Below are 22,782 nucleotides of genomic sequence, written 5' to 3'. Positions count from 1 at the left end.
GCCGGGTCAGCGCAGCTCGGTGGTGATCGGCCGATCGAATACCCCCAGCGCGCCGGCCACGGCGTTCTGGGCGATGTCCTGCACACTGACGTGACCACCGAGTAGCCGCGCCAGCAGCGGCTTGGGAGCGTCGATCATGGTGATCTCGGCGTCCGGGTAACGCTCGGCGATCACCGACCGCATGACGCCGATCGCGTCGATCAGCCCTACCTCCACCGCGCGGCCGCCCACCCAGACGTCGCCGCTGAACAGCTCGTCATCGGGCGCGTTGAGCTTCTTCCCTCGACGCTGCCGGACCCAGCTGATGAAGGCCTCGTGCAGCTGATTCTGCAGACCCTTGAGCCACTCCACGTCCTCGGGTCGCTCCGGCGAGAAGGTGTCGAGTCGAGCCTTGTTGTCGCCGGCCGTGTAGAGCCGACGCTGCACGCCGAACCGGGAGAGCACATCGGACAATCCGAAACCCGACGACACCACACCGATCGAACCGATCATCGAGGTGTGGGCGGCGAAGATCTCGTCGGCCGCGCAGGCGATCCAGTACCCGCCCGAGGCCGCGATGTCCTCGCAGAAGGCGAGCACCGGGACGCCTTTCTCGGCCGACAGCTGCCGGATGCGCTCGGCGATGTACTCCGACTGTGCGGGCGACCCACCGGGCGAGTTGATGACGATGACGACGGCCTTGACGTGCTCGGTGCCGAACGCCCGCTTGAGGACCGGCTCGAGGCCGTCGGTGCTGATCCCATGGCGTCCCATCCCGGCCACCCCGATCGGTCCGTCGAGCCGGACGACGGCGACCCGGTCGGCACGCGAACGCGCCACACGCTTGGCCATCGATCTGAAGGGTCCACCGGTCATGAGGCCGAGTGTAGTGCGCCGACACTAGACTTTCGGCGTGCGGATCCGATGGCTCACGGCGTTCCTGGATTTCCCGTCCGACCAGTTCGGCGCCGAGGTGACGTTCTGGCGGGCGATCGCCGGCAGCACGGTGTCGCCGCCGCGTGGCGAGCACCGCGAGTTCGCATCCCTGGAACCCTTCAACGGCGACCCTCACCTGCGCGTCCAGCGAATCCATGAGGGCCCGGGCGGGGTGCATCTCGACCTGCATGTGGACGATCCGAAGTCGGCGGTCGATGAATCGATGCGACTCGGCGCCAACATTATTCGGGATAACAGCACCGCGGGTTGGATGTCGCTGACGTCACCGGCCGGGTTCGTGTTCTGCCTGGTCGCCTGGCAGGGCGAGTCCGAGCGGTCACGCCCCATCCGCTGGCCCGGCGACACGATCAGCATCATCGACCAGGTGTGTATCGACGTGCCGCACGACGCCTTCGACCGGGAGGTCGAGTTCTGGTCGGCGATCACCGGCCGCCCGACGAGGCCCACCAGCCGGCCTGAATTGGTACAGCTGTCCCGAGACCCCGCCTTGGCGGTGGGAATTCTCTTGCAGCGCACCGGGCGAGACGATCCCAGCACATCGGCTTCGGGCCACCTCGATCTGGCCGCCACCGCGGTGGAGGACGAGGTGACGCGGCATGAGGGGTGGGGCGCCCAGGTCGTCGACCGCTTCGAACGGTGGACGGTGATGCGGGACCCGGTGGGGCGCCGCTATTGCATCACCAGCCGCAACCCACGCACCGGGCAATGACACCCTCAGCCGCGTTCGTCGAGAAAGTCCTGCAGGAGTTGGACTTCGACGTCCAGCTCGTCACGTTGCGCTGCCGACGGCTCGATCATCAAGTCAAGACCGACGCGCCCGTCGTCGATGTGCCACGACCCGGCCAGCCAGCCATCGACCAACACGAACCCGGGTGATCGCCCGTTGGGGGTGCGCAAGCGGCGAATTCGGTCCTCGTCGGCGATCCTTTGCCGGTCGGCCTGTGCGACAAGCACATTGTCGTACGGTGCCAGCAGGCGGACCGGGGCGGGACGGTCGGCGTCGATGATGTCGAGGCCCTCCAGGTCGAATAACCGTTCTCCGTCGGGACCGCTGCGCTCCACGAGTTCCCAGTCGGCCTCCATCTCTTCGACCAACGACCCCAGTTTCGTCAACCCGCACCACCGCTGGATGCCCTGGACGGTTGCCGGGCCGAAACCGCGCAGATACAGCCTGATCAGGTCTCGGCGCGCCTCGTCGCCGGTCACCGCCGGCTCACGCGCCCCGACCCAATCGTCGAACAGCTGATAGGTGGGCGCGGCAGAACCCCGCCACAGCCCGCGTGGCGGCACCTGGACCAGCGGCAGGGCACAGCGCGCCACCGCGACGAGTGTCGCCGGTGACGCCGCGGGGTGGCGTTGGTGCAACGCGCGACCGAGTTCGGTGCCGGAAATCGACCTGCCGGCCAGCAGATCGCCGGCCTCGGCCACCACCTGCGCGGCGCGCCTCTCGCCCAGTTCGCGTGCATGCGTGGCGAGTTCGGCGTCCAGTGTCGGCTGCACGAGCGGCCGCACCCACCGTGCGTCCTCCGCATCCATCGCACAGACCGTCGACCGTAGCGTCGCCATGCGCACCACCTCACGATCGATGAGCAGCTCGTCGAGCTCGAGCGGATCGAAATCGGCGATGCGGGAGGCCAGTCCGAAGAACGGCGCGCGGGGGTCCTGCGCCTGCAGGCCGACACAGCGGTCGAGCACCTCGATGGCGTCCTCGGCGACTCGGTCGAGCAAGTGCTGGCGATGCAGGAGGGTCCGGTTCCATTGACCGGTGGTGATCTGGTGCGCCACCTGCTCAGCCGGCCGGGTACTGCAGCCCGGTGGCGGCGTGGCAGCGATAACCGTGCGGGTTCTTCGCGAGGTACTGCTGGTGATGGTCCTCGGCGTAGTAGAACATGCCGTCACCGGCGGCGGCCAGCGGCGCGATCTCGGTGGCGATGGGCCCCAGACCCGCCTCGGCCAACACCTTCTGGAAGGTCTCCGCGGTCCCGGCGGCCACCTCGGTGTCGGCCTCGGAGAGGGTGTAGATCGCCGACCGGTACTGCGTGCCCACGTCGTTGCCCTGCCGCATCTCCTGAGTGGGATCGTGACTCTCCCAGAAGATCCTCAGGACACCTTCGAGGTCGATCACGTCAGGGTCGAACACCACGAGCACCGCCTCGGTGTGCCCGGTATGAGCGGTGCACACCTCGTTGTAGGTGGGGTTCGGCGTATATCCCCCGGCATAGCCGACGGCGGTCGTGTACACGCCGGGCACCTGCCAGAAGATCTCCTCGATACCCCAGAAGCAGCCGCCCGCGAGGACCACCGCCGACAGGCCGTCCCCGAAACTCCCGATGCCATGGGACTCGGAATCGGCGTCACCCCGCATCGGGTGATGCAGGAGCAGGTGTTCGTCGGCGACCGGCATGCCGTCGGGCCGGCCCGGCAGAGCCTGCTCGGGCGAGATCATTTCCCGTTTGTGCGATCGGGAGAAAAGAAGCTGGTCAAGCCACGACATGCACCCGATCGTACGCGGCGTCGGCACCGGTTCGGGTTGATGGATTGCGCGCCGTCTGCCTATCATTGCGTCCACGTCGGGGCTGTGATGATTGTCACTCCCGGATGGGATCAGCGACGACGAAGGGTGTTCATGGCAACGCACGCGAGTTCTGAACTCCGGCGGGCCCTCGGCCCTCGGCCGAGCACTCCGCGCGCCACTTACAACGTCCGCTCCGCATGTGCCGGCACGGCCGCGAGCATCGTCGCACTGGTTGCCCTCCTCATCGTGTTGATGCTGCTCTGAGCCGCCGACGCCCGCCCCGGCCCCGCCACGCAGACTTCAACTGCACTTGAAGTGGATTGGGTCGCAGTGTTTGCAATCGCCCATGCGGTGGGTAAGGGTGGAAGTACTCGCGCGTCCCGATGTCGGGCTCTGCAGTCCGGCGTCCGTGATCCACGCGCGCAGTGACAAACGAGCAGCACCTCAGAGAGGATTATCGTGGCTGAATACACCTTGCCGGATCTCCCTTACGACTATGCGGCGCTCGAGCCGCACATCTCCGGCAGGATCATGGAGCTCCATCACGACAAGCACCACGCCACCTACGTCAAGGGCGCCAACACCACCCTGGAGAAGATGGCCGCCGCCCGTGACGACGGCACCATCGCCGACAAGGTGTACGGGCTGTCGGCGACGCTCGCCTTCCACCTCGGCGGCCACACCAACCACTCCATCTTCTGGAAGAACCTGTCGCCCAACGGTGGCGACAAGCCCGAGGGCGATCTGGCCGCCGCGATCGACGACCAGTTCGGCAGCTTCGACAAGTTCCAGGCACACTTCACCGCTGCGGCCACCACGCTGCAGGGCAGTGGCTGGGCGATCCTGGGCTACGACACCATCGGCGGCAAGCTGGTGGTCCTGCAGCTGACCGATCAGAGCGGCAACATCCCCGCGGCGATCATCCCGGTCGTCATGCTCGACATGTGGGAGCACGCCTTCTACCTCGACTACCAGAACGTGAAGCCCGACTACGTCAAGGCGTGGTGGAACGTGGTCAACTGGGCCGACGCCGCCGAGCGTTACGCCACCGCGAGCAGCCAGGGCAAGGGACTCATCGTCCCGGCCTGACACCTCGTCGGCAGAACTCCTGCAGCGCCGCCCGGTTCGGATCTCCGAGCCGGGCGGCGACTGTCTGTCATGGGTGGCCTGCTCAGAGCAGGATCGTCAGCGTGATCGCCGCCGCGCAGGCGACACCGACCACCACCAAGACCACCGCATCGGCGCGGCCGGGCCGCGACGGGTAGGCGGCCAACCGGCCGGTGCCGCCTCGCGCGGTGATCGCCTCGGCCATCTCCGAACTGCGCCGCAGCGCACTCGACATCGCGGCGGTGATCATGTCGAGGACACCCATCTCGGCTGCCGGGTGTCCACTGCGTGGCGGAGCCGACGGCCGCAGCCGATGCGCCGCCCGCAGCATCCGCAGTTCGTCGATGAGCATCGGCATCCCCCGCAGGCACAGCGCGATCGCCACCGCCCACTCGTCGACCGGCAGCCGGAACACCCGCAGCGGACGCATCAGCGTCGCGATGGCGGGGGCGATGTCGGCCATCGGCGTCGTCCAGATGACCAGGATCGAGCTCGCCACCAGAACCAGTCCGAGGGTGACCGCACGCAGGTAGACGATCAGCGCCGCCGGCCCGAACATGACGTTGAGCAGGCCGCCGGCGATGATCAGACCCCAGAACCACCAGGGCGGGCGCGGGATCGCCCCCAACGGGATGCCGGCGATGATCGCGGTGATCACCACGACCGCCGCCACCATGCCCAGCGCGGGCCACGACGGCAGCACCCACGTCATCGCTCCGAGCACGAAGACGACCACCAGCTTGGTCCCGGCCCACAGCCGGTGCACCAGCGAGTCGCCGGGTACCTGTCGCAGCGGGATCGTGCGCACACTCATTCGCCCACCTCCCCGGACACGCGCTGAACATGGTGTGGCCCAGTTGGTCCTGGTAGGTCGCCGGTGCCCGGCTGCCCACCGGTGCCCGATTGCGCACCGATGCCCGGTGTCTCGACGCTGGTGAGTGTGCCGTCGGTGAGCCGGACGCGGCGACTCACCACCGCATCGAGATCGGACAGGTCATGCGAGATGATCACGATCGTCAATCCTTCGGCGCGCAGCCGTCCGAGCATCTCCACGATCTCGGCACGGGCGTACGGGTCGACGCCGGCGAGCGGTTCGTCGAGAATCAATATCTTGGGTCGTCGCGCGATGAGCCCGGCGAGCACCACGCGACGCATCTGGCCCCCGCTGAGCGAATCGGTGCGGCGGGCGGCCATCTCACGGGGCAACCCGACCGCCTCGAGCACCCGGGCGACCTCCGCGCTGCCCACCTCGATGCCGCCGGCGGCCATGATCTCGTCGCCGACGGTCTGCTTCTGCAGTTGCAGGCGGGCGTGCTGAAAGGCGAGTGCCACCTCGCCGACCTTGTCGGTGGTGGGCGCGCCGCCGAGGGTGGCCGACCCGTCGGTCGGGGTGATGAGGCCGGCCATCACCCAGGCGAGCGTGGTCTTGCCCGACCCGTTGCCGCCGACGATGAGCAGCCCGTCCCCGCGGTGCACGGTGATCGACACGTCGTGCAGCGCCGGAACCGCCCAGGGCGAGCCGCGGAGGTAGGTGTGCCCCACGCCGTCGAGCACCAGCAGCCGCTCGGCGGGGCGGGGCCCGAACCGACCGCTGTGGCTGACCGCCGGGCGCGGCTCCTCGACTGCCCCCGGCCGGGGTACCCAGTGCGGCGGATGTGGGATCACCCGGCCGTTGTGCAGGTGGATGATGCGATCCGCAGCGGCCGCCTCGGCGCCCCGGTGTGTGATCAGCACAACCGTCATCCCCCGACGGCGCGGGAGATCGGCGAGCAGCGCGAGCAGTTCGTCGCGGCCCACCGGGTCCACCATCGAGGTCACCTCGTCGGCCACGAGCAGGGCCGGGTCGCGGGCGAGCGCGGCCGCGATCGCCAACCGCTGTTGCTGGCCGCCGGAGAGGTCGGACGTCTCCCGATCGCCCAGACCGGCCAGACCGACCTCGGCGAGCAGACCCGCCACGTCCACCTCGGCCCCCGCCGGCAGGCCCCAGACCACGTCGTCGGCGACCCGGGAGCCCAGCATCTGGGTCTCCGGGCGCTGCAGCACCATCGCGGTGCCGCCGTGCCGGCCCAGTCCGGCCGCGCCGGGCCGGGTCACCGTCCCGCTGGTGGGGACGCGCCCGGCGAGGATCTTGGCCAGGGTCGACTTGCCAGATCCGTTCGCGCCGACCACCGCGACGAACTCCCCGGCGCCCACCGAGACGTCGACGCCCTCGAGCACCACCGGCCCCTCGGGTCGATAGCGGAACCCGACGTCGGTCAGATGCAACGGCAGGGGCGCCACATGCGACTCGCGATCCGTGTCGCCCGCGTCGAGGGTGTCCTCACTCGGGACGTCGGCCAGTCGGGCGATCACACCGCCGAGCAGCCACCACGCGACGACCAGCGACACCGCGGTCCCCAGCGCGCCGGACACCCACATCCACACCCACCAGTAGTCGACCATGCTGGTGCCGAGAGAGTCGACGGTGTCGGCGAGTCCGGCCAGCGCCGGCACCCGGTCGAGAAGCTTGACCAACCCGCCGATGGTGTTGGCGAGCGCCTCCAACACCAGGGTCCGCAACGGCACCAAGATGAGCAGCAGCACCACGGAGATGCCGCCGATCACCGGTGCCGCGATGAGTCCGGCGAGTGCCAGGGTGCCGATCCCGCGGCCCCGGCGCTTGGTGTCACCGACGATACCGCCGACCAGCGCCGATCCGAGCACCGTGGCCGCCGCACCGGTTCCGGCCATCGCGAAGCTGACCCCGGTGGCGGCCACCGACGCCGCGATCAACGCCCGCGGCCGCGTGCGCGCGGCGACCAGAGCCAGCGGCACCGGCGCCAGCAATCCGACCGCGGTGGCCAGCGGCACCACGGCGGCGACCACGATCGCCGCGACCGTCAGGCCACCGAAGAACGCGATCGATGCCATCTCCATCGGCCGCAGGGGAACAGACTTTCTCACCCCATCCAGTGTGCCTGGTGGGTCCGACGACCCGACCCGGTGTCCGCCCATCGCCCTCGATCCGTCGGCCGATGGCGTTACGTCGTGTAAAAGAACCGTCACAACACCCGTGTTCGAGTTGTCAGCACCGCGTGCGAGGTGGATATTTCTTCCACAGGATCCGATTCGATCCGGATCCTCGTCCGGGAGTAAGAAACCCTGTGGCAGAGGGAGACCAGCGATGACGGCTTCCATACCGATCGGCCTGACACCGTTCCACTTCGAGGGGGAACTCAACGGCATCCTGATCTCGGGCCGGTGGCCCGAGTCGACACTCGAGTGGACCCAGACCCTGGTGGCCTCGGTGCGGATCGCCTGCCGGCCGGGGTTCCTGCCGACCACCACGATCTTCGGGGTCGTCGAGGAACGGCCCGACGATGCCGACGCCGACGCGGTGGGGATGATGGTGGCGGTCGGCAACGTGGTCGACGACAGTTTCGTGGAGGCAGGTCGGTTCCTGACCAATCCACCGGCCCTGGTGATGCTGCATCCGCCGTCGCAGACCCGACCATCGTTGCCGGAGTGCGCCGACGTCGCCTCCGGCTGCGTGCTGCTGCCGGGCCTGCCCGAACTCGGGCTCGAACATCGGGCCGGGTGGGCCGAGGCCGAGGCCGACGGCACCGTGGTGAACCTGCGTAACCAGGTCGGGATCGACCCCAACGCCGACCCCGACACCGCGGTGCTCGCGATGCTGCTGGCGGCCTGACCTGCGGCAAGAGAATTAGGGTCCCCAAACTTATTGTTTTGAGCCTCCTACCTGCACAAATACGGGTCCGCGATCTGTTGCGAGAGCAAGTGTGGGCACCCTAACGTGGCTTCCGTGATCGCTGCCCTGTTGTTGAGTTTCGGCGTGATCTTCGTCGCCGAACTCGGCGACAAGTCACAGCTGATGGCCATGACCTACGCCCTCCGGTACCGGTGGTGGGTGGTGCTGCTCGCCATCACGGTGGCCACCACCGCAGTGCACGCGGTGTCGGTGTTCTTCGGACACTTCTTGGGCCTGTCCATCCCCACCGACGTGATGTCGATCCTGGCCGGCCTGGCGATGCTGGTGTTCGGCTTGTGGACCATCCGGGGCGATCACCTCGACGATGACGAGTCCACCAAGGCGCAACGGGTGGGCGCATCGGTGTTCTTCGCGGTCATGTCGTCGTTTTTCCTCGCCGAACTCGGCGACAAGACGATGCTCGCCACCATCACGTTGTCGACCAACAACGATTGGCTCGGCGTGTGGATCGGGTCGACCATCGGCATGGTCGCGGCCGACGCACTGGCCATCGCGGTCGGCTCACTGTTGGGCCGGCACCTGCCCGAACGCATGATCGCCCGAGGCGCCGCCACGTTGTTCTTCGGTTTCGCCGCCTGGCTGTTGTGGGAGGGCCTGTCCGGCGCGTCGACGGTCACCGTCATCGCGACCCTGTCGGCGGTCGTCGTGCTGCTGGGCATCGGCACCCTCTACATCCGCCACCTCCGCCGCAGCGACGCCACCGAAGCGATGTCCGACGACGAGGTGGTGCGCAGCGCACGGTAACGGCGCGCCTCACCCCACCGGCTGGGCGGCCACCGCCGCCGACAGGCGCAGAAGCGGAGCCGCGTCGCTCTCGATGTCCGCGCCGCCGGGCACGACGTCGCGGACGGCGCCGCGCGGGCGACCCGCCACCGCATACTCCTCGACGGCGGCCCAGATCAGCTCGGCGCGGGCCGCATCATCGACCACCTCGAAATCGTCGGTCAGGTACGGACTGAGCTGGGTCAGGGCGTCGCGGATCTCCACCACACGCCGGTGCAGTCGCAGCGCCGGTGACGGCGCGCCGCCGACCGGCAGCACCACCTCGGGAACCGCCTCGGTCACCAGCTCCCACAGGGGACCCAACGCGTCGATCTCCCGTCGGTACCGGCGCCGCGACGTGATCGAGTGCCATCGCGCCCGCAGCATGGGATAGCTGATCCCGACGAGGAAGGCGACGACGCCGATCGCCGAACAGACACCGCTCACGTCGAGCAGCCGACGCAGCTGGAACGCGTGGGTCGCCGAACCGATCACGAACACGATCTGCGTCACCGCCCCGACGGTCAGAAACACCAGACCGGCCAGCAGCAAACCCAGCGACGTGCGCAGATAACCCTCTGCCAGGTCCAGGAACTGCCGGATGCTGCGGACGCAGGCGACGAATCCGTACGTCAGGTAGGCGCTGGCGATCAGCACGAACAGCGCGTAGGCGATGTTGCGGGCGGTCCACACCGACAGCCCCTCGGTCCGCAGATCGAGCGGGATGACCAGCATCGTGATCTGCAGGCCGACCAGCGCGACGATCAGCGGCACCGCCTCGATGCCCGCCCGACGCTCGCGCGACGTGGAGCGTCCCGGGAAAAAGAAGACCACGATCAGCGCGGCCACCCCGACGGCGAGAAGCCCGTAGAACAGGACCCGCGCGGCGCCGGTGAAGGTCACCGTGTTGATCGCATCGGTGACGTCGTCCCCCGAGACCACGAAGGCCAGGGTCAGCGCGGTGATGGCGACGGTCATCGCGATGGACTGCAGGCCGCCGCCCTCACGCCGGATCTGTTCCAGGCGCCAGCACAGCGCGGCGGCGAAGACCACCGCCGCGAGGGTGTTGAGCACTCCGACGACGATCATCTCAGAGCCATCCCTTGTGGCCACCGAGAAGACGCGCGATACCGCGCAGGTCGTCGTTGCGGGGCGTTGTCCCGACCGTGTCGGCGGCCTCGGCCGCCCAACTCAGGATCATCGACGCCAGCATCTCGGCCTCCCACTCGCGGTCGTCGGCGTAACAGGTGCGTTGCAGGGCGGCAGTGGAATCGTCGTCGGCGGGCGCAGTCAGCGCGGACGCCGACACCGCCCCCAGCATCTGGTGGCCGGCGATGAGGTGGCCGAACTCGTGAATGATGATCTGCTGCTGATGGAGCGGGGACGTGTTGGCCTGATAGAAGAAGTAGTCCGCATCGTCGGCGGCCAGCCAGACGCCGTTGGGCATACCCGCCGGCAATGGGTGGGCGATCAGCCGGATGGGACGTCCGCGGCGCGCGCCGTGGCGGTCACAGAGTTGGGTGACGTCGAGCGGCAGGTCGAGATCGAGAACTTTCAGGGTGTCCCGGCACAGCACGCGCAGCGCACGTTGACTTCGCATGGCTCCCGGAGTGGCGTCGGAGGCAGGCCTCAGTTGCCGTTCGGCCCGCCGACGACGCGCAGGCGGGCGTCCTCGGTTGCGTCGCCGATCCCGGCCGCGATGACGTCCGGCGGATCCTTGGGCAGGCCCTGCTGCTCACGCAGCACCTTGATGAGCTCGTTCACGATGGTCACCGAATCGCTCGACAGACCGGCCAGGCGGAACGCGGCGAGCTGCACATTGGTGTCGGCCTGCAGCCGCATGAGGTCGATCTCGTCGCGGGTGCGCTGTGCGGCGCGGTCTTCCAGGAAGTAGTGGACGTCGACCCCGAATGCGGCCGCGATGCCCTCCACCGTGCGGAACGACGGCGATTTCGCCTTGCCCGAGCGCAGCTGGCTGAGATACGACTCCCCGAGCCGGAATCCGCGTTCGGTGGAGCGGGCTGCGATCGCCTTGGCGCTGTAGGCGCGGCCGTTCGGCCCGGGCACCGTGCGGAACAATTCCTCGAGACGTCGGGCGAACAGACCTGGGTCCACCACTGCGGTCTGTTCGGTGTCGATCCCCCCGGCCTCGGTCCGACGTCCGCTGTCAGCAGGCATTTCCGCACCTCGTGTAGTCATTGTTCTCCCCGGCAAATTCAAAGTCGTTTGAACTTGCAAACATTAAAGACCCGCGTGCATCGTAGATGCAACGCCCGTTGGATAACGAACGTACCCGACTACCATCGCCTATGCGTATCACCTGTGGCAACGATGTAACGATTCCCGGATGTGGCATTGTTCACACTCGATCGTGAACTACATGCAGCGCAGCGAATCGAAGGTTGCCGAACGGTGAACACCCGGGCGCAAATAGCACCGTGCGTTCGTGCGTACGTAACCGAAGGGGGTCGGATGACACATCGTGTTCCAACGGGTCAGCGGCGGCGTGCCGCCCCGGTGTTGGCGATGCTGGCGACACTGGTGGTGGCGGGATCGGCCATAGGCTCCGGGGTCGCACTGTCCTCGCCCGACCCCGACCCGGCCGGTCGTGGCCACGGCTGGGGTAGTGGCCAGCAGCACCACCACGGTCACGGCTCGGGTGGCGACACCGATGACGGCGACGACGAGCAGGACCCCGACACGACGACATCGACGACGAAGACACCCACGTCGACCAGTACCGGGCCGAGCAGTACCGGGTCGAGCAGTACCGGGTCGAGCAGTACCGGGCCGAGCAGTACCGGGCCGAGCACTACGGATTCCAGTGACCCGTCCCCGAGCAGCGCATCCCCGAGCACCGAGGACACCGGCGCGGCACCGATCGTGCTGCCGCGCTACACCCCACGCGCTCCCAGCAGGGACACCTCGACCGAATCCGGTACGGACGCCGGCGTCGGCACCGGGGGCTCTGGGTCGTCCGACGGCGCGGGACCCCCGACCGACGCCACTGCCCCGACCGCACCGCCCGTGCCGGTCGCGGTGCCGACCCTGCCCACCGCGGGAACGCCGGCCGGGCCGGGCGTCACCGATCCTGCGAACGTGCCCGGCCCGGTGACAGCAGGCGGTGCAGCGGGCGGTGCAGCGGGCGGTGCAGTGGCGGACGACGAGGCCGCCAGCGGCCCCGGCGCCGACCCCGGCGAGGTGCGCGAGGCCCGCGCGGTGGCATTCGACACCTCGGTGGCAGACCCCGACGTGGCTGCCTCGGCCCGTCGCATCATCGTCGGGCTCGCACCCGGCGGCCTGCTTCTGCTCGGCGCGGTGGCGCTGCTGGGCAGCGGATCGTTCCTGGAGGCGCTGCGGTCGTCGCGGTCGTGATCGTCAGTCGTCGCGGGAGGCGAGCAGCATGTCCCGGTGCGGGATCTCGACGCGCGCGCCCTCGGTGATCCATTCCCGCAACACCTTGGTGGCGCGCACGTCGTCCTCGTTGTACTCGAGCAGGCGTTCGCGTTGGGTGGGGTCGGGTGTGGTACCGCCGAGTCCCACCGCGTCGCGATACCAGTCCATCGACGCCTCGCCGCCGGCGTCGGCATCTCGCCAGGTGAATCCGGCGACGGGCGCGACGCGCTTGAGACCCTTCCCGTTCGGACAGATGAAGTTGCGGCCGACCGCCTCGTAGATGTCGACCCACTGTGCCGACCCGATGAAGGACTCCACCTCGGCGCGGGTTGGAACGCCGGGGTCTCCGGCGAACCGGTCGGCGGATCCGAGCAGCCAACGATTCTCGGCCTGCTGCGAATAGCAGTACGCCGCAAAGGACTTCCCGGCGTCTCGGGCGGCGTCACGTTCGGCGGTCAGCCACGTCCAGAATTCCCCGAACGAGCGGCCCTCGTCCGGCGTCGGCAGTGGCTGCCAGGTCACGAACGGCCGGTAGCGGATCTCGCGGGTCGGATCGGTGTTGTCGGTCAACAACGTCCCCCACAGATAGGCACCGTGCTCTCCGTAGCTCTCCATGTCGATATCCACTTCGACGTCGGCGCGAACCACCTCGGGATCCTCGGTGCGACGGATCAGCGGTATGCCGCGCAGCCATGCGATGGCGGTGAGCACCGCGTCGTCGAAGCGCGCGTTGCCCGGCCAGTCGTCAGGAGGTCCGCCGCGCTGATCGGCCAACTGGTCGATCGTCGTGATACCGGCATCGGCAAGCACCCGGCTCTGGTTGGCGCCCACGACCAGGCTGACGTCGCGACGCTCCTCCAGTTCGGGCCCACAACGCGCCCACCACGGGCAACTGCGACACTCGCCGATCCGCAATGGAGTCGTCATCACCTGCAGTTCGGCGATGGCCCTGCGGCGGGCGAACGCCTCGGTGTAGGAGGCGAGCGCCGCGGCCATCTCGAAGACGACGATGCAGTCGGCATCGAGGCCGATCACCCCGGCACGCAACTCCGCGGGGTCAGCGGAGGTGGCGAGGTCGAGATCCACCAGCATCGCGGTCAGCTGCGCAAGCCGCAGCAGGTCACGCCGGTGATTGCGGGCGGTGCGGGTGGGGTCCGGACTCGGCGCCCAGGTCCACACCGGGCTGGTCACCGTCACCTTGGGACCGCCGGCCCCGTTCGGGCTCTCGGGGTCGGCCGCGCCGGCGCTGTTGCTGCCGGCGCTGCTGTTGCCGCCATTCGGGCGGCTCTTCGCCGGGTGGCTGGCGCGATGGTTCACCACGATCACCGGCACGTAACCGTCACCGTCGCGGATCAGCAATTCGGCATGGCCGCGACGCCCGGCGACCCGGTCGGTCGGCAAAGTCGCATTCCAGATCCAGGCGGCACCCGTCGCGCACGCCGCCATCGTCTCCTCTGCCCGGGTGGCGTGGTCGGCCTCCGGATCGACCAGCACCACGGTGCCCGGCGACTGATCGCTGTGCAGACCGCGGATCATCTCCCGGACGCCGGCGCGATGGTCGGCCGCCGCCGCTTTGCGGCGCTGCGCCTCCGGCGTGTCGGGCCGCGCTCGCGCCAGGTCGGGATATGCGTGGTCGAGGTACAACCGGTGCTCGCATCCCGCGAGATCCCGGGGGTGTAAGACCACCCTCACCACTCGTCCGTCCTCTCCCGGGCCCACCGATCCGGTTCGTCATCCACGTGGTCCCGTGCGGTTCACGCGGGTTCGCCCCTGTCGAGCCTATGTAATGCTTGTACGGATGCAGTCGACGCCCGCTCGGTGTTTCCCCGACCTCGCCGGTCGGCCGGGCCCCGAGGCACCACACAGGAGGTAGGTCCTAGAGATGGGATTGTTCTCGTCGGACGGCAAGACCCGCGCCCAGCGCAAGGCCGAGGCCAAGGCGATGAAGACCAAGGCGAAATTGGAGGCCAAACTCGAGGCGAAGAGCGCGCGCAAGTCGCACAAGGCGCTCCGCAAGGCCGAACACAAGTTCCGTAGCAAGGAACTCAAACTCGAACGCAAGAACGCCAAGGCCGCGGGCAAAGCGAATGCGAAGGCGGCCAAGGCCCAGGCCAAGACGGCAGCTGTCGAAGCCAAGGCCGCCGCCGACGCGAAACGGTTCTCCCCAGCCAGCGTTCGTCGATACCTGTTGGTCGCCCGCCTGGTGTCCCCGATCGTCGTTCCGATCGCCTATCGGGCTGCTGTTGCCGCACGCGGTCAGATGACGGCGTTTCAGGCCGGACGTGCCGGCGTGGCACCCGACGTACTGCGTCAGTTCTCCGGCCACGGCGCGACGCTCAGTGCCCGCATCAGCACCACCCGGTCGGCCCTGGAGAAGGTCGCCGACGCCGACACCTCCGACGATGCGTCGGCCTTCGTCGCGGCGATGGTCACCCGCCTCGACAACCTTGCGATCGCCGTCGACGCCGCCGAGGCGATGCCCGCGTCGCAGCGACGCACCGCGCACCACTCGATCGAAACCGAACTCGAGGGCATCGAGGCCGACATCCTCGCCCGTCTGGGCGTCCACGATTCGACACACAAGGGAGCGTGAGCGCGATGACCGACCCGGGGCCGACGGACCGTAGCGGCGACGACGGTTCCGGCGGAGCCGAACCGGAGAACGCTGCGGGCGACGGCACGCCGCCGGAGCCGGCCGAGGCACCGAGCCCGCCCGCCGAGACGCCGCCCGCGAAAAAGACACCCGCGAAAAAGACTGCGGCCAAGAAGACACCGGCGAAGAAAGCTGCCGCCAAGAAGGCTGTTGCGAAGAAGGCGCCTGCGAAGAAGACGACCGCGAAGAAAGCCCCGGCGAAGAAGACAAGCGCGAAGAAGACGCCGGGCAAGAAGACGCCGCCGCCGAAGGCGGTTCCGCCCGTCCCCGATGAGCCGACATCCGAGCCTCCTGCCGTCGAACCGGTGAACGACGGAGCGGTTGACGAGGCAGCGGTGAACGACGGTGCGGTGAACGACGGGACGGGGAACGCAGCGCCGGAACAGCCGGCGGCAGCCTCCCAGGCCAAGCATGTGGCGTCGCGGCCGGCCGCACCGAAACCGGGTGCCACCAAGCCACCGACGAAGAAGGCGTCCTCCGGGCCCGCCGGCCGCGCCTCGACGGCACCGAGCGCTCCGCCGTCCCGGCCGTCGCCGGCCGTGGTCGATGTGGTCGCCGAATCCGATGCTCAGCGAGCGACGTTCGCCCAGCTGCGCGCAGGGGCGCCCACCGAGTTACCCGGCAAGCGTCGCGCCGCGCCGATCATCGCGGCAGGTGTGATCGGTGCGGTGATCTTGGCCGTGATCGAGATGCTGCGCCGCCGACGCTGACCGCGGACGGCGTCATGCGGTGACACGGTCGACGATCGCGGCAGCCAGCTCGTCCGGTCGTGCCTCCGGAAGCCAGTGATCGGCGTCGTGGAGGATCCGGAACTCGTACGGTGCGTCCACGTAGCCCGACGTCATCTCCGCTGCCGCCCGGCCGAGCGCGAAATCCCCGTCGCCCCAGACGTAGGTGGTGGGCACCCGGACACGTCCGGTTCGACGGTCCGCTCGGTTCCAGAAGGGCATGCCCCGATACCAGTTCAGCGCACCAGGCAGCGCACCCGAATCGACGATGTCGGCTCGCACGCGGCTCGCGAACGGTTCGGGCAGCCCCATCCGCGCACCGCCGTCCGCTGATCGGAACATCCGGGTCAGGAACCACTCCGGCACTTTCGGGATGTTGAAGGCGGCCATGTACCAGGACCGCAACACCTGTCCACGCGGCATCGCCCGGACGAATGCGGAGGGGTGCGGAGTCGAGGCCACGGTCAGGGTGGCGATGCGCTCAGGCCGGCGGGCCGCCACCGCCCAGGCCGCCATGCCGCCCCAGTCGTGGCCGACGAGATCGACGGTGTCGGCACCGAGGGTGTCGATCAACGCGATCACGTCGCCCACGATCTCACTCATGCGGTAGTCGCGTCGCGCCGACGGACGTGCTCGGGGTGAGTATCCCCGCAGGTCGGGGGCAAGAGTGCGTAACCCGTTGGCGTGCAACCTCGGTGCGACGAGCTCCCACGCCGTCGCACGCTGCGGAAAGCCGTGCAGCAGGATCACCGGTGCACCAGCGACCGGCCCGTCGTCGAGCACATCGAAGGTGTAGGGCCCATTGGCGAATTCGGTGATGCGGTCGTCCATCGTCGTCCTTCCCCGGAGATGGCACCGACCCTACCCACCGAATGCGAAGCGTAAATCGCCCGCGACGCGGTTGCGTCACGGGCGATTCGTGTCGATGGTTCAGCTCAGCTTGTACACCGTGGTGTCGCCGACCGTGGTGGCGGTGTAGTTCTGCGCCACCCACTCGGCGATCTCCGAATTGCCGCCGGGTCCGCCCTGGCCACCACCGATGTAGTAGCCGATCTGACCGTCGTTCACGTACTCGATGAACTGCTCCAGCGTGGGTGCCGGGTCACCGCTCCACCCGCCGATCGCCATCACCGCTGTGCCGGTCGCGATCTCGATGCCCGACGCCGACTGCGAGCCGTTCGTCGCGGCCGCCCACGTCGTGTCGGTCGATGTCAGCAGGTCGACCAGCTCGGTATTGGACGAGATGTCGCCCATCCCACCGGGTCCACCGGCGCCCCGGCCGCCATCCTGGCCCGCGGCGTTCTGGCCGGCGCCGGCCTGGTCGGTCGCACTCTGACCGGCCCCGTCTTGCCCGGTCCCGTCGGGCGCGCCGGTCGGCGGGGTACCACCGCCGGGTCCACCCATGCCACCCGATTCCATCGAGGTCTGCACGGCGTTCGGGATGGACCCGCTGTGCGCGGTGGCGGCCGTGGCGATCGAGAAGGCCGCGGTACCGCCGAATCCGGCGAGCGCACCGGCGATCACGGCTCCGGCAACCACCTTGCGCCAGGCCATCATGCTGCCGGCGAGCAGGGCGACGATGCTGGCCGCCGCCACCGCACCGATCAGCCAGCGGCACCACACGGGCCCGAAGTCGTTGCGGTTCAACAGCACGATGGACCAGCCGGCTGCGAGCCCGATCATCCCGGCCAGCGCGAGCCGGCCATCCCAGTGGTCACGCCGCCGCCAGGCGAACACGCCGCCCATGCCGACCATTGCGGCGACTGCGGGGGCCAACGCCACCGTGTAGTACGGGTGGATGGTGCCACTCATGAAGCTGAAGATGAGTCCGGTGACCAGCAGCCAGCCGCCCCAGGCCACCACTGCGCCGCCCTCGACGCGGCTGATGCCGCCGGTCGATCGGAAGATCGGGAAGCTACGCACCATCAGGTAGGCGGCGAACACCACGGCGAGCAAGGCAACCGGGAGCAGCCAGGAGATCTCGTTGCCCATCTCCGAGCTGAACAATCGGTTGAGTCCGGTCGAGCCGCCGAACGAGCCACCCGCCTGGCCGCCGCCCATGCCACCTCCGCCGCCGGACCCTCCGCTGATGCGACCGACGCCGTTGTATCCCCAGACAAGATCCATGAAGGTGTTGTCGGTGGAGCCGCCGATGTAGGGACGCGCCGAAGCCGGCACCAGGATCGTCGCGAGCACGAACCACCCGGCGGAGACGATGAGTGCCACGGTCGCACCGATGAGATGCCCGATGCGCGTGAGCCACCGGTTGTTCGCGAACACCAGGTAGGCGAGTCCGAAGGCCGGCAGCACCAGCAGGCCCTGCAGCATCTTGGTGAGGAAGGCGAAGCCGAGCGCCACACCGACCAGGGCCAGCCAGCGACCCGAGTTGGTGGCGATCGCGCGGATCAGTGCGTAGCCGGCCGCGACCATCAGCAGCACCAGCAGCGCGTCCGGGTTGTTGAACCGGAACATCAGTGCCGCTGCCGGGGTGAAGGCCAGTACACCGCCCGCGATGAGGCCGGCGGCAGTGCCGTGACGTGGGTCGGCAAAGGTCCGCCGCATCGCGCAGTACAGCAACGCAACCGCGGCCACACCCATCAGGGCCTGCGGTACCAGCACCGCCCAGCTGTTCATCCCGAACAACCGCACCGACAGGCCGGTCACCCAGAGCGAGGCGGGCGGTTTGTCGACGGTGATGAAGTTGGCCGAGTCGAGCGACCCGAAGAACCAGGCGGTCCAGCTCTGCGAGCCCGCCTGCGCGGCGGCGGCATAGAACGTGTTGGCGTAGCCGCTGGCCGCGAGGTTCCACAGATAGAGGACGGCCGTGGTGATCAGCAGCCCGGTCAGCGCGAACGGGCTCCAGCGGACCGCGCGTCGCGGTCGGGGTTTGTCGGCGACGCGGCGGCCACGGCGGCCGGCCGGGGGTGGCGGGTCACCGGGTGTCGACGCACCCGGTCGCTCCAGCACTGTGGTCATTCGGGTCCTCCTGTGTGGGATGTGTTGATCCCACAGTGGGCTCCGGCCCTCCCGCGACGCTGGACGCCGGCTGGGAGAACCCTGTGAGCCCCGCCGTTCCCCGCCCCTCACCACGGTTCCTCCCCCGGGTATCGCTTCCTCCCCCGCGAGCAACTGGGGGAAGAAGCGAAAGCGGGGGGGAGGAGCGCAGGCGGCGCGCCGTGCGTCATCAGCGCATCGCGAGCACCCGGGCCGGGCCACCGGTGCCACCGGCGAATCGTGGCGCTCCCACCACGACGGTCGCGCCCGCGGCAGGCACCGACGACAGGTTGGCCATCGCCTCCACTGCGTAGCGCCCGGCGCCCAGGATCGCGGTGTGAGCCCCGACGGCGTCGATCACATCGATGCTCAGCGTGTCGGTACCGATCGCGACCACGCCTCGCTCCTCGACAAGCATCGACACCGCGTCAGCGGCGAATCCCGGCGCGTCCACCCCACCGGTACGCGGCTGCCAGCCGCTGTACAACGCAACGAGGGAACGTCGGGGAAGGCGACCATGCTTCGACTCATAGGACTCGATGTCCTTCTCCGTCAGTGTGGTCCGCCGATCGGTCCGCGCCCGGGTGGAAATGTCGATCACGGCAAGCGGTGCCACCAGATCCTGAGGCGCGATCCCATCCACACCGATTCCGCCGCCGATCTTGTGCGCCGGTGCATCGACGTGGGTTCCCGAATGCTCGGAAAACGACATCCATCTCGTCGCATAGCCTCTGTTGCCCGGTCCCACATGGGATGTCGGAAGCGATATCACCGGCGCGCTTCCCGGCCACAGCGGGAAGTCGGCCGACAACACGTGCGTGAGATCGATGACCCGCCTGCCGGTGGTCGGCGCCGCCGCGGCCTGCCCCGCCGACGCTCCGACGGCAGCAACGCCCGCCGATCCGGCTACGGCACCCGCTGTCATGCGCAGTGCCGCCCGACGAGAGAAGCGCCGCGCCTCGTCGTGTGCGTACCGAACCACTTCGTCGTCACACATCGCATCTCCTCGTTCAGTCCGCGACCCGCACCCGAAGGATGCGATCGTCGTCCCCGTTGTCGGTACTCACCAACAACGATCCGTCACCATCGACCGCCAGCCCACGAAGCCGCCCGTAGGTGTCCTGTAGTGCCTTGCTGGTGCGGACCACCTCGTTTCCGGCCTCGTCGAGAGTGACGAACAGGAGGTGCTTGCCCTTCTGCGCGGAGATGACGACAGCACCATCGAGTGTCCCCCACCCGTTGGCGGGCAGGAACGCGAGCGCCGGCGTGGCTATCGTCGGGTAGCCGGAGCTCCATACCGGGCCGACCGCGCCGGGAACCCTGACCGGATCCGTCATCGGCACCGACTCGTCGTAGATGAACGGCGTGCGGTCCGGCTTGTATCCGTAGTTGGCACCCGCCCGCAGCAGGTTGAGTTCGTCGTCGGCGTCGGTGCCCTGTTCGATCGCGTAGACGCCCCCGGTGCTGGGCCGAAGTGCGACGCCTTGAACGTTCCGATGGCCGAGGGTGTAGACCGGACTGCCCGGATCTGGATTCCCGGCCGCCGGTTTGCCGTCGGCGCGAATGTGTAGCACCTTGCCGCCCAACGATTTCGGGTTCTGCGGGTTGGTCGGGATGGCGTTGTCACCGGTGCCGATCCACAGCGATCCGTCTGGCGCGGCGGTGAGCCCACATCCGGCGTGGCGACCGGACGCGGTGACCGGGATGCCGGTGAGGACCGTTCGTTCGCGCACCATCGTCGACCAGCTGTTGTCGACCCGCCACGCGACGATGTTGACGACCTGGCCCGTGTTCGGCCACGGCAACGGCAGGTTGGCCACCGATCCGGGAACGGTCACCACGTCGGCCGACGTGGTCTCGGCCTGACAGGAGTAGACACGCCTCGTCTGCGCGAAGTTCGGATCGAGTGCCAGCCCCATCAGCCCGGATTCCTTGACGGCGAACAGCTTGGACAGGTCCGCGCGCAGAACCTTTCGCTGTCCACTCGGCATCACTGCGACGAACTTTCCGGCTCGCTCGCCGGTGAGGATGACGCCGTCGGGCGCGACCGCGAGATCCCACGGACGGTCCAGGCCAGAGGCGACCGTCGACACCGCGAGCGGAGGCGCGGCGGAGGCTTGCCCGACCGTGCACAACCCTGCGACGAGGGTGCCGACGGTTCCCGCAACCACGGCAACACGGGTGAGGAGGGGGCGCATTCGTCGGCCGGTCACGCACTCACCGTAACCCGGGCGCCACCGCGGACGCGCCCGGAAACCGCCCCTCACCACAGTTCCTCCCCCGGGTATCGCTTCCTCCCCCGCGAGCAACTGGGGGAAGAAGCGAAAGCGGGGGGAGGAACTCTCGAGGCGGGCGGAGCGGCCTATCGACCCGGCAGGTACTTGAGGGCGCGCACGGCGTGCGGGGTGACGGTCCGGTAGACGGCCTTCGGGATGCCGGGTGCGCGGTCGATGCCGAGGAAACGCTGCTCGGCAACGGTCTGCGGCTCGGTGTACTTGAGGATTCCCTCCTCACCGTGCCGGCGGCCGACGCCGGAGATACCCATGCCACCCATCGGGGCGGCGGTGGAGCCCCACGCGGCGGCGTAGCCCTCGTTGATGTTGACGGTGCCGGCCCGCAACTGGTCGGCGATCTCGTTGGCCTCGGTGCTGCTGCCGGCGAAGACGCACGCGTTGAGTCCGTACTGCGTCGCATTGGCCAGCTTGATCGCCTCGTCGGTGGAATCGACCGGATAGACCGACACCACCGGGCCGAACGTCTCCTCGGCAAAGCACGTCATCTCGTCGGAGACGTCGGTGAGCACGGTCGGCTCGAAGAAGAACGGGCCGAGGTCGGCGCGCCGACGACCGCCGGCGATCACCGTGGCCCCCTTGTCCACTGCGTCGCGCACGTGCGCCTCGGCGGTGTCGACCTGAGCGGCCGACGCGAGCGAACCCATGTCGGCGGAGAAGTCGTAGGTGGCGTCGAGTTTCATCGCCGACACGTACGCCGCGAACTTCGCGGTGAACTCGTCGGCCACCTTCTTGTCCACGTAGAGCCGTTCGATGGAGATGCACAGCTGCCCGGAGTTGGAGTAGCAGGCGCGCGCCGCGCCTTCGACGGCCTTGTCGAGGTCGGCGTCGGCGGTCACGATCATCGGGTTCTTGCCGCCGAGTTCCGCGGAGAAGCCGATCAGTCGACGTCCGGCCTGCTCGGCCAGCGCCGCACCGGTCGCCGACGACCCGGTGAACATGACGTAATCGGTGGTGGCCACGATCGCCTGGCCCACCACACTTCCCGGACCCGGCACCACCGCGAAGAGCTCGCGGGGCAGCCCCGCCCGATACAGCAGTTCGGCCAGCGCCAGCGCACAGTAGGGCGTCTGGCTATCGGGTTTGATGACGACACCGTTGCCGGCGATCAAGGCGGCGACCGCGTCGGACACCGCCAGGGTGAGCGGATAGTTCCACGGGCTGATCACGCCGACCACACCCTTGGGCTGATACCGCACCCGCACGCTCGTCGCACCCGGCAGCATGCCCTTCACCTTGCGCTCGGCCAACGTCTTGGGGCCGGTGGTGGCGTAGTGCCGCGCGGTCAGCGCGACGTCCATCACCTCTTCCTGGGCGTAGCTGCGGGCCTTGCCGGTTTCGGCCTGCGCGATGTCCATCAGCTCGGCGGCGTTGCGGTACACCAGATCGGAAAACCGGTTCAGCACGGCGGCACGCTGCTGCGGGGTCTGGGTGGCCCACCCCTGTTGCGCGTTGCGTGCCCGGGCGACCGCGGTCTCGAGGTCCTCGGCGGTACCGACCGGGATGGTGGCCATCTCGGCTCCGCTGAATGCCTCCACCACCGATCGGGTGGGCCGGGCGCCGGCGTCGTCGATCGCGATGAGCTCGGCCAGACGACGGAAGTAATCGGGAGTGGGCTTGGGCATGGCGGG

Annotated in this window: 21 protein-coding genes; 7 read left to right on the top strand and 14 right to left on the bottom strand. The window is 68.8% G+C overall.

Features of this window, described 5'->3' with window-relative positions; all coding sequences use genetic code 11:
* Nucleotides 1–6 precede the first annotated feature (6 nt).
* Nucleotides 7–855: a S49 family peptidase gene (locus NWF22_RS10710; protein ID WP_160901698.1), complete on the bottom strand. Its 849-nt coding sequence runs from the start codon at nt 853–855 to the stop codon at nt 7–9.
* Between the two features lie 37 nt (nt 856–892).
* On the opposite strand from NWF22_RS10710, the gene NWF22_RS10705 reads away from it, so the two are divergent.
* A complete protein-coding gene (locus tag NWF22_RS10705; RefSeq protein WP_160901697.1) occupies nt 893–1,645 on the top strand; it encodes a VOC family protein in 753 nt (250 codons plus the stop codon).
* A 5-nt stretch (nt 1,646–1,650) separates the two neighbouring features.
* Here NWF22_RS10705 and NWF22_RS10700 read toward each other — a convergent pair whose 3' ends face one another.
* Both NWF22_RS10700 and msrA read right to left on the bottom strand, forming a co-directional pair.
* Nucleotides 1,651–2,721: a winged helix DNA-binding domain-containing protein gene (locus NWF22_RS10700; protein WP_160901696.1), complete on the bottom strand. Its 1,071-nt coding sequence runs from the start codon at nt 2,719–2,721 to the stop codon at nt 1,651–1,653.
* A gap of 4 nt (nt 2,722–2,725) precedes the next feature.
* A complete protein-coding gene (msrA, locus tag NWF22_RS10695) occupies nt 2,726–3,430 on the bottom strand; it encodes a peptide-methionine (S)-S-oxide reductase MsrA (protein ID WP_160901695.1) in 705 nt (234 codons plus the stop codon).
* Between the two features lie 480 nt (nt 3,431–3,910).
* Here msrA and NWF22_RS10690 point away from each other — a divergent pair, with 480 nt between their 5' ends.
* Entirely contained in the window at nt 3,911–4,540 is a 630-nt protein-coding gene (locus NWF22_RS10690) for a superoxide dismutase (protein WP_160901694.1), read from the top strand.
* Nucleotides 4,541–4,622: 82 nt separating this feature from the next.
* Here the strand turns inward: NWF22_RS10690 and NWF22_RS10685 are convergent, their stop codons facing one another.
* Together NWF22_RS10685 and NWF22_RS10680 are read right to left on the bottom strand one after the other, a co-directional pair.
* Entirely contained in the window at nt 4,623–5,372 is a 750-nt protein-coding gene (locus NWF22_RS10685; RefSeq protein WP_160901693.1) for an energy-coupling factor transporter transmembrane component T family protein, read from the bottom strand.
* Complete coding sequence (locus NWF22_RS10680; protein WP_160902150.1) at nt 5,369–7,474, bottom strand: ABC transporter ATP-binding protein; 2,106 nt, start codon at nt 7,472–7,474, stop codon at nt 5,369–5,371. The genes NWF22_RS10685 and NWF22_RS10680 overlap by 4 nt, the downstream gene beginning before the upstream one ends.
* A 247-nt stretch (nt 7,475–7,721) precedes the next feature.
* Between NWF22_RS10680 and NWF22_RS10675 the strand changes: the two genes are divergently transcribed.
* Nucleotides 7,722–8,246 carry a peptidase gene (locus NWF22_RS10675; protein WP_160901692.1) on the top strand — a complete coding sequence of 175 codons (525 nt, stop codon included), beginning with the start codon at nt 7,722–7,724 and terminating at the stop codon, nt 8,244–8,246.
* A gap of 114 nt (nt 8,247–8,360) precedes the next feature.
* Nucleotides 8,361–9,071 (top strand): TMEM165/GDT1 family protein, encoded by a 711-nt coding sequence (locus tag NWF22_RS10670; RefSeq protein ID WP_160901691.1) that lies wholly within the window; start codon nt 8,361–8,363, stop codon nt 9,069–9,071.
* 9 nt (nt 9,072–9,080) lie between these two features.
* On the opposite strand, the gene NWF22_RS10665 is transcribed toward NWF22_RS10670, so the two are convergent.
* Genes NWF22_RS10665 through NWF22_RS10655 form a run of 3 tightly spaced genes read right to left on the bottom strand, consistent with a single transcriptional unit; the run spans nt 9,081 to nt 11,288 of the window.
* Nucleotides 9,081–10,178 (bottom strand): MAB_1171c family putative transporter, encoded by a 1,098-nt coding sequence (locus NWF22_RS10665; protein ID WP_160901690.1) that lies wholly within the window; start codon nt 10,176–10,178, stop codon nt 9,081–9,083.
* 1 nt (nt 10,179) lies between these two features.
* Entirely contained in the window at nt 10,180–10,689 is a 510-nt protein-coding gene (locus NWF22_RS10660; RefSeq protein WP_160901689.1) for a M78 family metallopeptidase domain-containing protein, read from the bottom strand.
* A gap of 29 nt (nt 10,690–10,718) precedes the next feature.
* A complete protein-coding gene (locus NWF22_RS10655; protein ID WP_160901688.1) occupies nt 10,719–11,288 on the bottom strand; it encodes a helix-turn-helix transcriptional regulator in 570 nt (189 codons plus the stop codon).
* A 273-nt stretch (nt 11,289–11,561) separates the two neighbouring features.
* On the opposite strand from NWF22_RS10655, the gene NWF22_RS10650 reads away from it, so the two are divergent.
* Nucleotides 11,562–12,464, top strand: a complete 903-nt coding sequence (locus NWF22_RS10650) for a hypothetical protein (protein WP_202398453.1) — start codon at nt 11,562–11,564, stop codon at nt 12,462–12,464.
* Nucleotides 12,465–12,467: 3 nt separating this feature from the next.
* Here NWF22_RS10650 and NWF22_RS10645 read toward each other — a convergent pair whose 3' ends face one another.
* A complete protein-coding gene (locus NWF22_RS10645) occupies nt 12,468–14,180 on the bottom strand; it encodes a TM0106 family RecB-like putative nuclease (RefSeq protein ID WP_160901687.1) in 1,713 nt (570 codons plus the stop codon).
* Between the two features lie 187 nt (nt 14,181–14,367).
* Between NWF22_RS10645 and NWF22_RS10640 the strand changes: the two genes are divergently transcribed.
* Entirely contained in the window at nt 14,368–15,078 is a 711-nt protein-coding gene (locus NWF22_RS10640; protein ID WP_160901686.1) for a DUF6474 family protein, read from the top strand.
* Nucleotides 15,079–15,083: 5 nt separating this feature from the next.
* Complete coding sequence (locus NWF22_RS10635) at nt 15,084–15,848, top strand: hypothetical protein (RefSeq protein WP_202398452.1); 765 nt, start codon at nt 15,084–15,086, stop codon at nt 15,846–15,848.
* A gap of 12 nt (nt 15,849–15,860) precedes the next feature.
* Here NWF22_RS10635 and NWF22_RS10630 read toward each other — a convergent pair whose 3' ends face one another.
* The 5 genes from NWF22_RS10630 to NWF22_RS10610 all read right to left on the bottom strand — a co-directional run bounded on the left by NWF22_RS10630 (nt 15,861) and on the right by NWF22_RS10610 (nt 22,776).
* Nucleotides 15,861–16,697 (bottom strand): alpha/beta fold hydrolase, encoded by an 837-nt coding sequence (locus tag NWF22_RS10630; RefSeq protein WP_160901685.1) that lies wholly within the window; start codon nt 16,695–16,697, stop codon nt 15,861–15,863.
* Between the two features lie 99 nt (nt 16,698–16,796).
* Complete coding sequence (locus tag NWF22_RS10625) at nt 16,797–18,842, bottom strand: glycosyltransferase family 39 protein (protein ID WP_160901684.1); 2,046 nt, start codon at nt 18,840–18,842, stop codon at nt 16,797–16,799.
* A 208-nt stretch (nt 18,843–19,050) separates the two neighbouring features.
* Nucleotides 19,051–19,857, bottom strand: coding sequence for a cyclase family protein (locus tag NWF22_RS10620; protein ID WP_160901683.1), 807 nt, complete (start codon nt 19,855–19,857; stop codon nt 19,051–19,053).
* 13 nt (nt 19,858–19,870) lie between these two features.
* Nucleotides 19,871–21,058, bottom strand: coding sequence for a PQQ-dependent sugar dehydrogenase (locus tag NWF22_RS10615; protein ID WP_160902149.1), 1,188 nt, complete (start codon nt 21,056–21,058; stop codon nt 19,871–19,873).
* Nucleotides 21,059–21,222: 164 nt separating this feature from the next.
* Entirely contained in the window at nt 21,223–22,776 is a 1,554-nt protein-coding gene (locus NWF22_RS10610; protein WP_160901682.1) for a succinic semialdehyde dehydrogenase, read from the bottom strand.
* Nucleotides 22,777–22,782 lie beyond the last annotated feature (6 nt).

This window comes from Gordonia mangrovi, assembly GCF_024734075.1.
Classification (GTDB): domain Bacteria; phylum Actinomycetota; class Actinomycetes; order Mycobacteriales; family Mycobacteriaceae; genus Gordonia; species Gordonia mangrovi.
The sequence above is the reverse complement of the archived record's forward strand: the minus strand, read 5'-3'. Positions and strand labels throughout refer to the sequence as shown.

What these genes read in the sequence shown, in the direction of transcription:
- NWF22_RS10665 (WP_160901690.1), bottom strand. Translation starts at nt 10,178, where the DNA reads ATGATCGTCGTCGGAGTGCTCAACACCCTCGCGGCGGTGGTCTTCGCC.
- NWF22_RS10620 (WP_160901683.1), bottom strand. Translation starts at nt 19,857, where the DNA reads ATGTGTGACGACGAAGTGGTTCGGTACGCACACGACGAGGCGCGGCGC.
- NWF22_RS10710 (WP_160901698.1), bottom strand. Translation starts at nt 855, where the DNA reads ATGACCGGTGGACCCTTCAGATCGATGGCCAAGCGTGTGGCGCGTTCG.
- msrA (WP_160901695.1), bottom strand. Translation starts at nt 3,430, where the DNA reads ATGTCGTGGCTTGACCAGCTTCTTTTCTCCCGATCGCACAAACGGGAA.
- NWF22_RS10675 (WP_160901692.1), top strand. Translation starts at nt 7,722, where the DNA reads ATGACGGCTTCCATACCGATCGGCCTGACACCGTTCCACTTCGAGGGG.
- NWF22_RS10630 (WP_160901685.1), bottom strand. Translation starts at nt 16,697, where the DNA reads ATGGACGACCGCATCACCGAATTCGCCAATGGGCCCTACACCTTCGAT.
- NWF22_RS10685 (WP_160901693.1), bottom strand. Translation starts at nt 5,372, where the DNA reads ATGAGTGTGCGCACGATCCCGCTGCGACAGGTACCCGGCGACTCGCTG.
- NWF22_RS10680 (WP_160902150.1), bottom strand. Translation starts at nt 7,474, where the DNA reads ATGGAGATGGCATCGATCGCGTTCTTCGGTGGCCTGACGGTCGCGGCG.
- NWF22_RS10650 (WP_202398453.1), top strand. Translation starts at nt 11,562, where the DNA reads ATGACACATCGTGTTCCAACGGGTCAGCGGCGGCGTGCCGCCCCGGTG.
- NWF22_RS10660 (WP_160901689.1), bottom strand. Translation starts at nt 10,689, where the DNA reads ATGCGAAGTCAACGTGCGCTGCGCGTGCTGTGCCGGGACACCCTGAAA.
- NWF22_RS10615 (WP_160902149.1), bottom strand. Translation starts at nt 21,058, where the DNA reads ATGCGCCCCCTCCTCACCCGTGTTGCCGTGGTTGCGGGAACCGTCGGC.
- NWF22_RS10625 (WP_160901684.1), bottom strand. Translation starts at nt 18,842, where the DNA reads ATGACCACAGTGCTGGAGCGACCGGGTGCGTCGACACCCGGTGACCCG.
- NWF22_RS10635 (WP_202398452.1), top strand. Translation starts at nt 15,084, where the DNA reads ATGACCGACCCGGGGCCGACGGACCGTAGCGGCGACGACGGTTCCGGC.
- NWF22_RS10610 (WP_160901682.1), bottom strand. Translation starts at nt 22,776, where the DNA reads ATGCCCAAGCCCACTCCCGATTACTTCCGTCGTCTGGCCGAGCTCATC.
- NWF22_RS10655 (WP_160901688.1), bottom strand. Translation starts at nt 11,288, where the DNA reads ATGACTACACGAGGTGCGGAAATGCCTGCTGACAGCGGACGTCGGACC.
- NWF22_RS10640 (WP_160901686.1), top strand. Translation starts at nt 14,368, where the DNA reads ATGGGATTGTTCTCGTCGGACGGCAAGACCCGCGCCCAGCGCAAGGCC.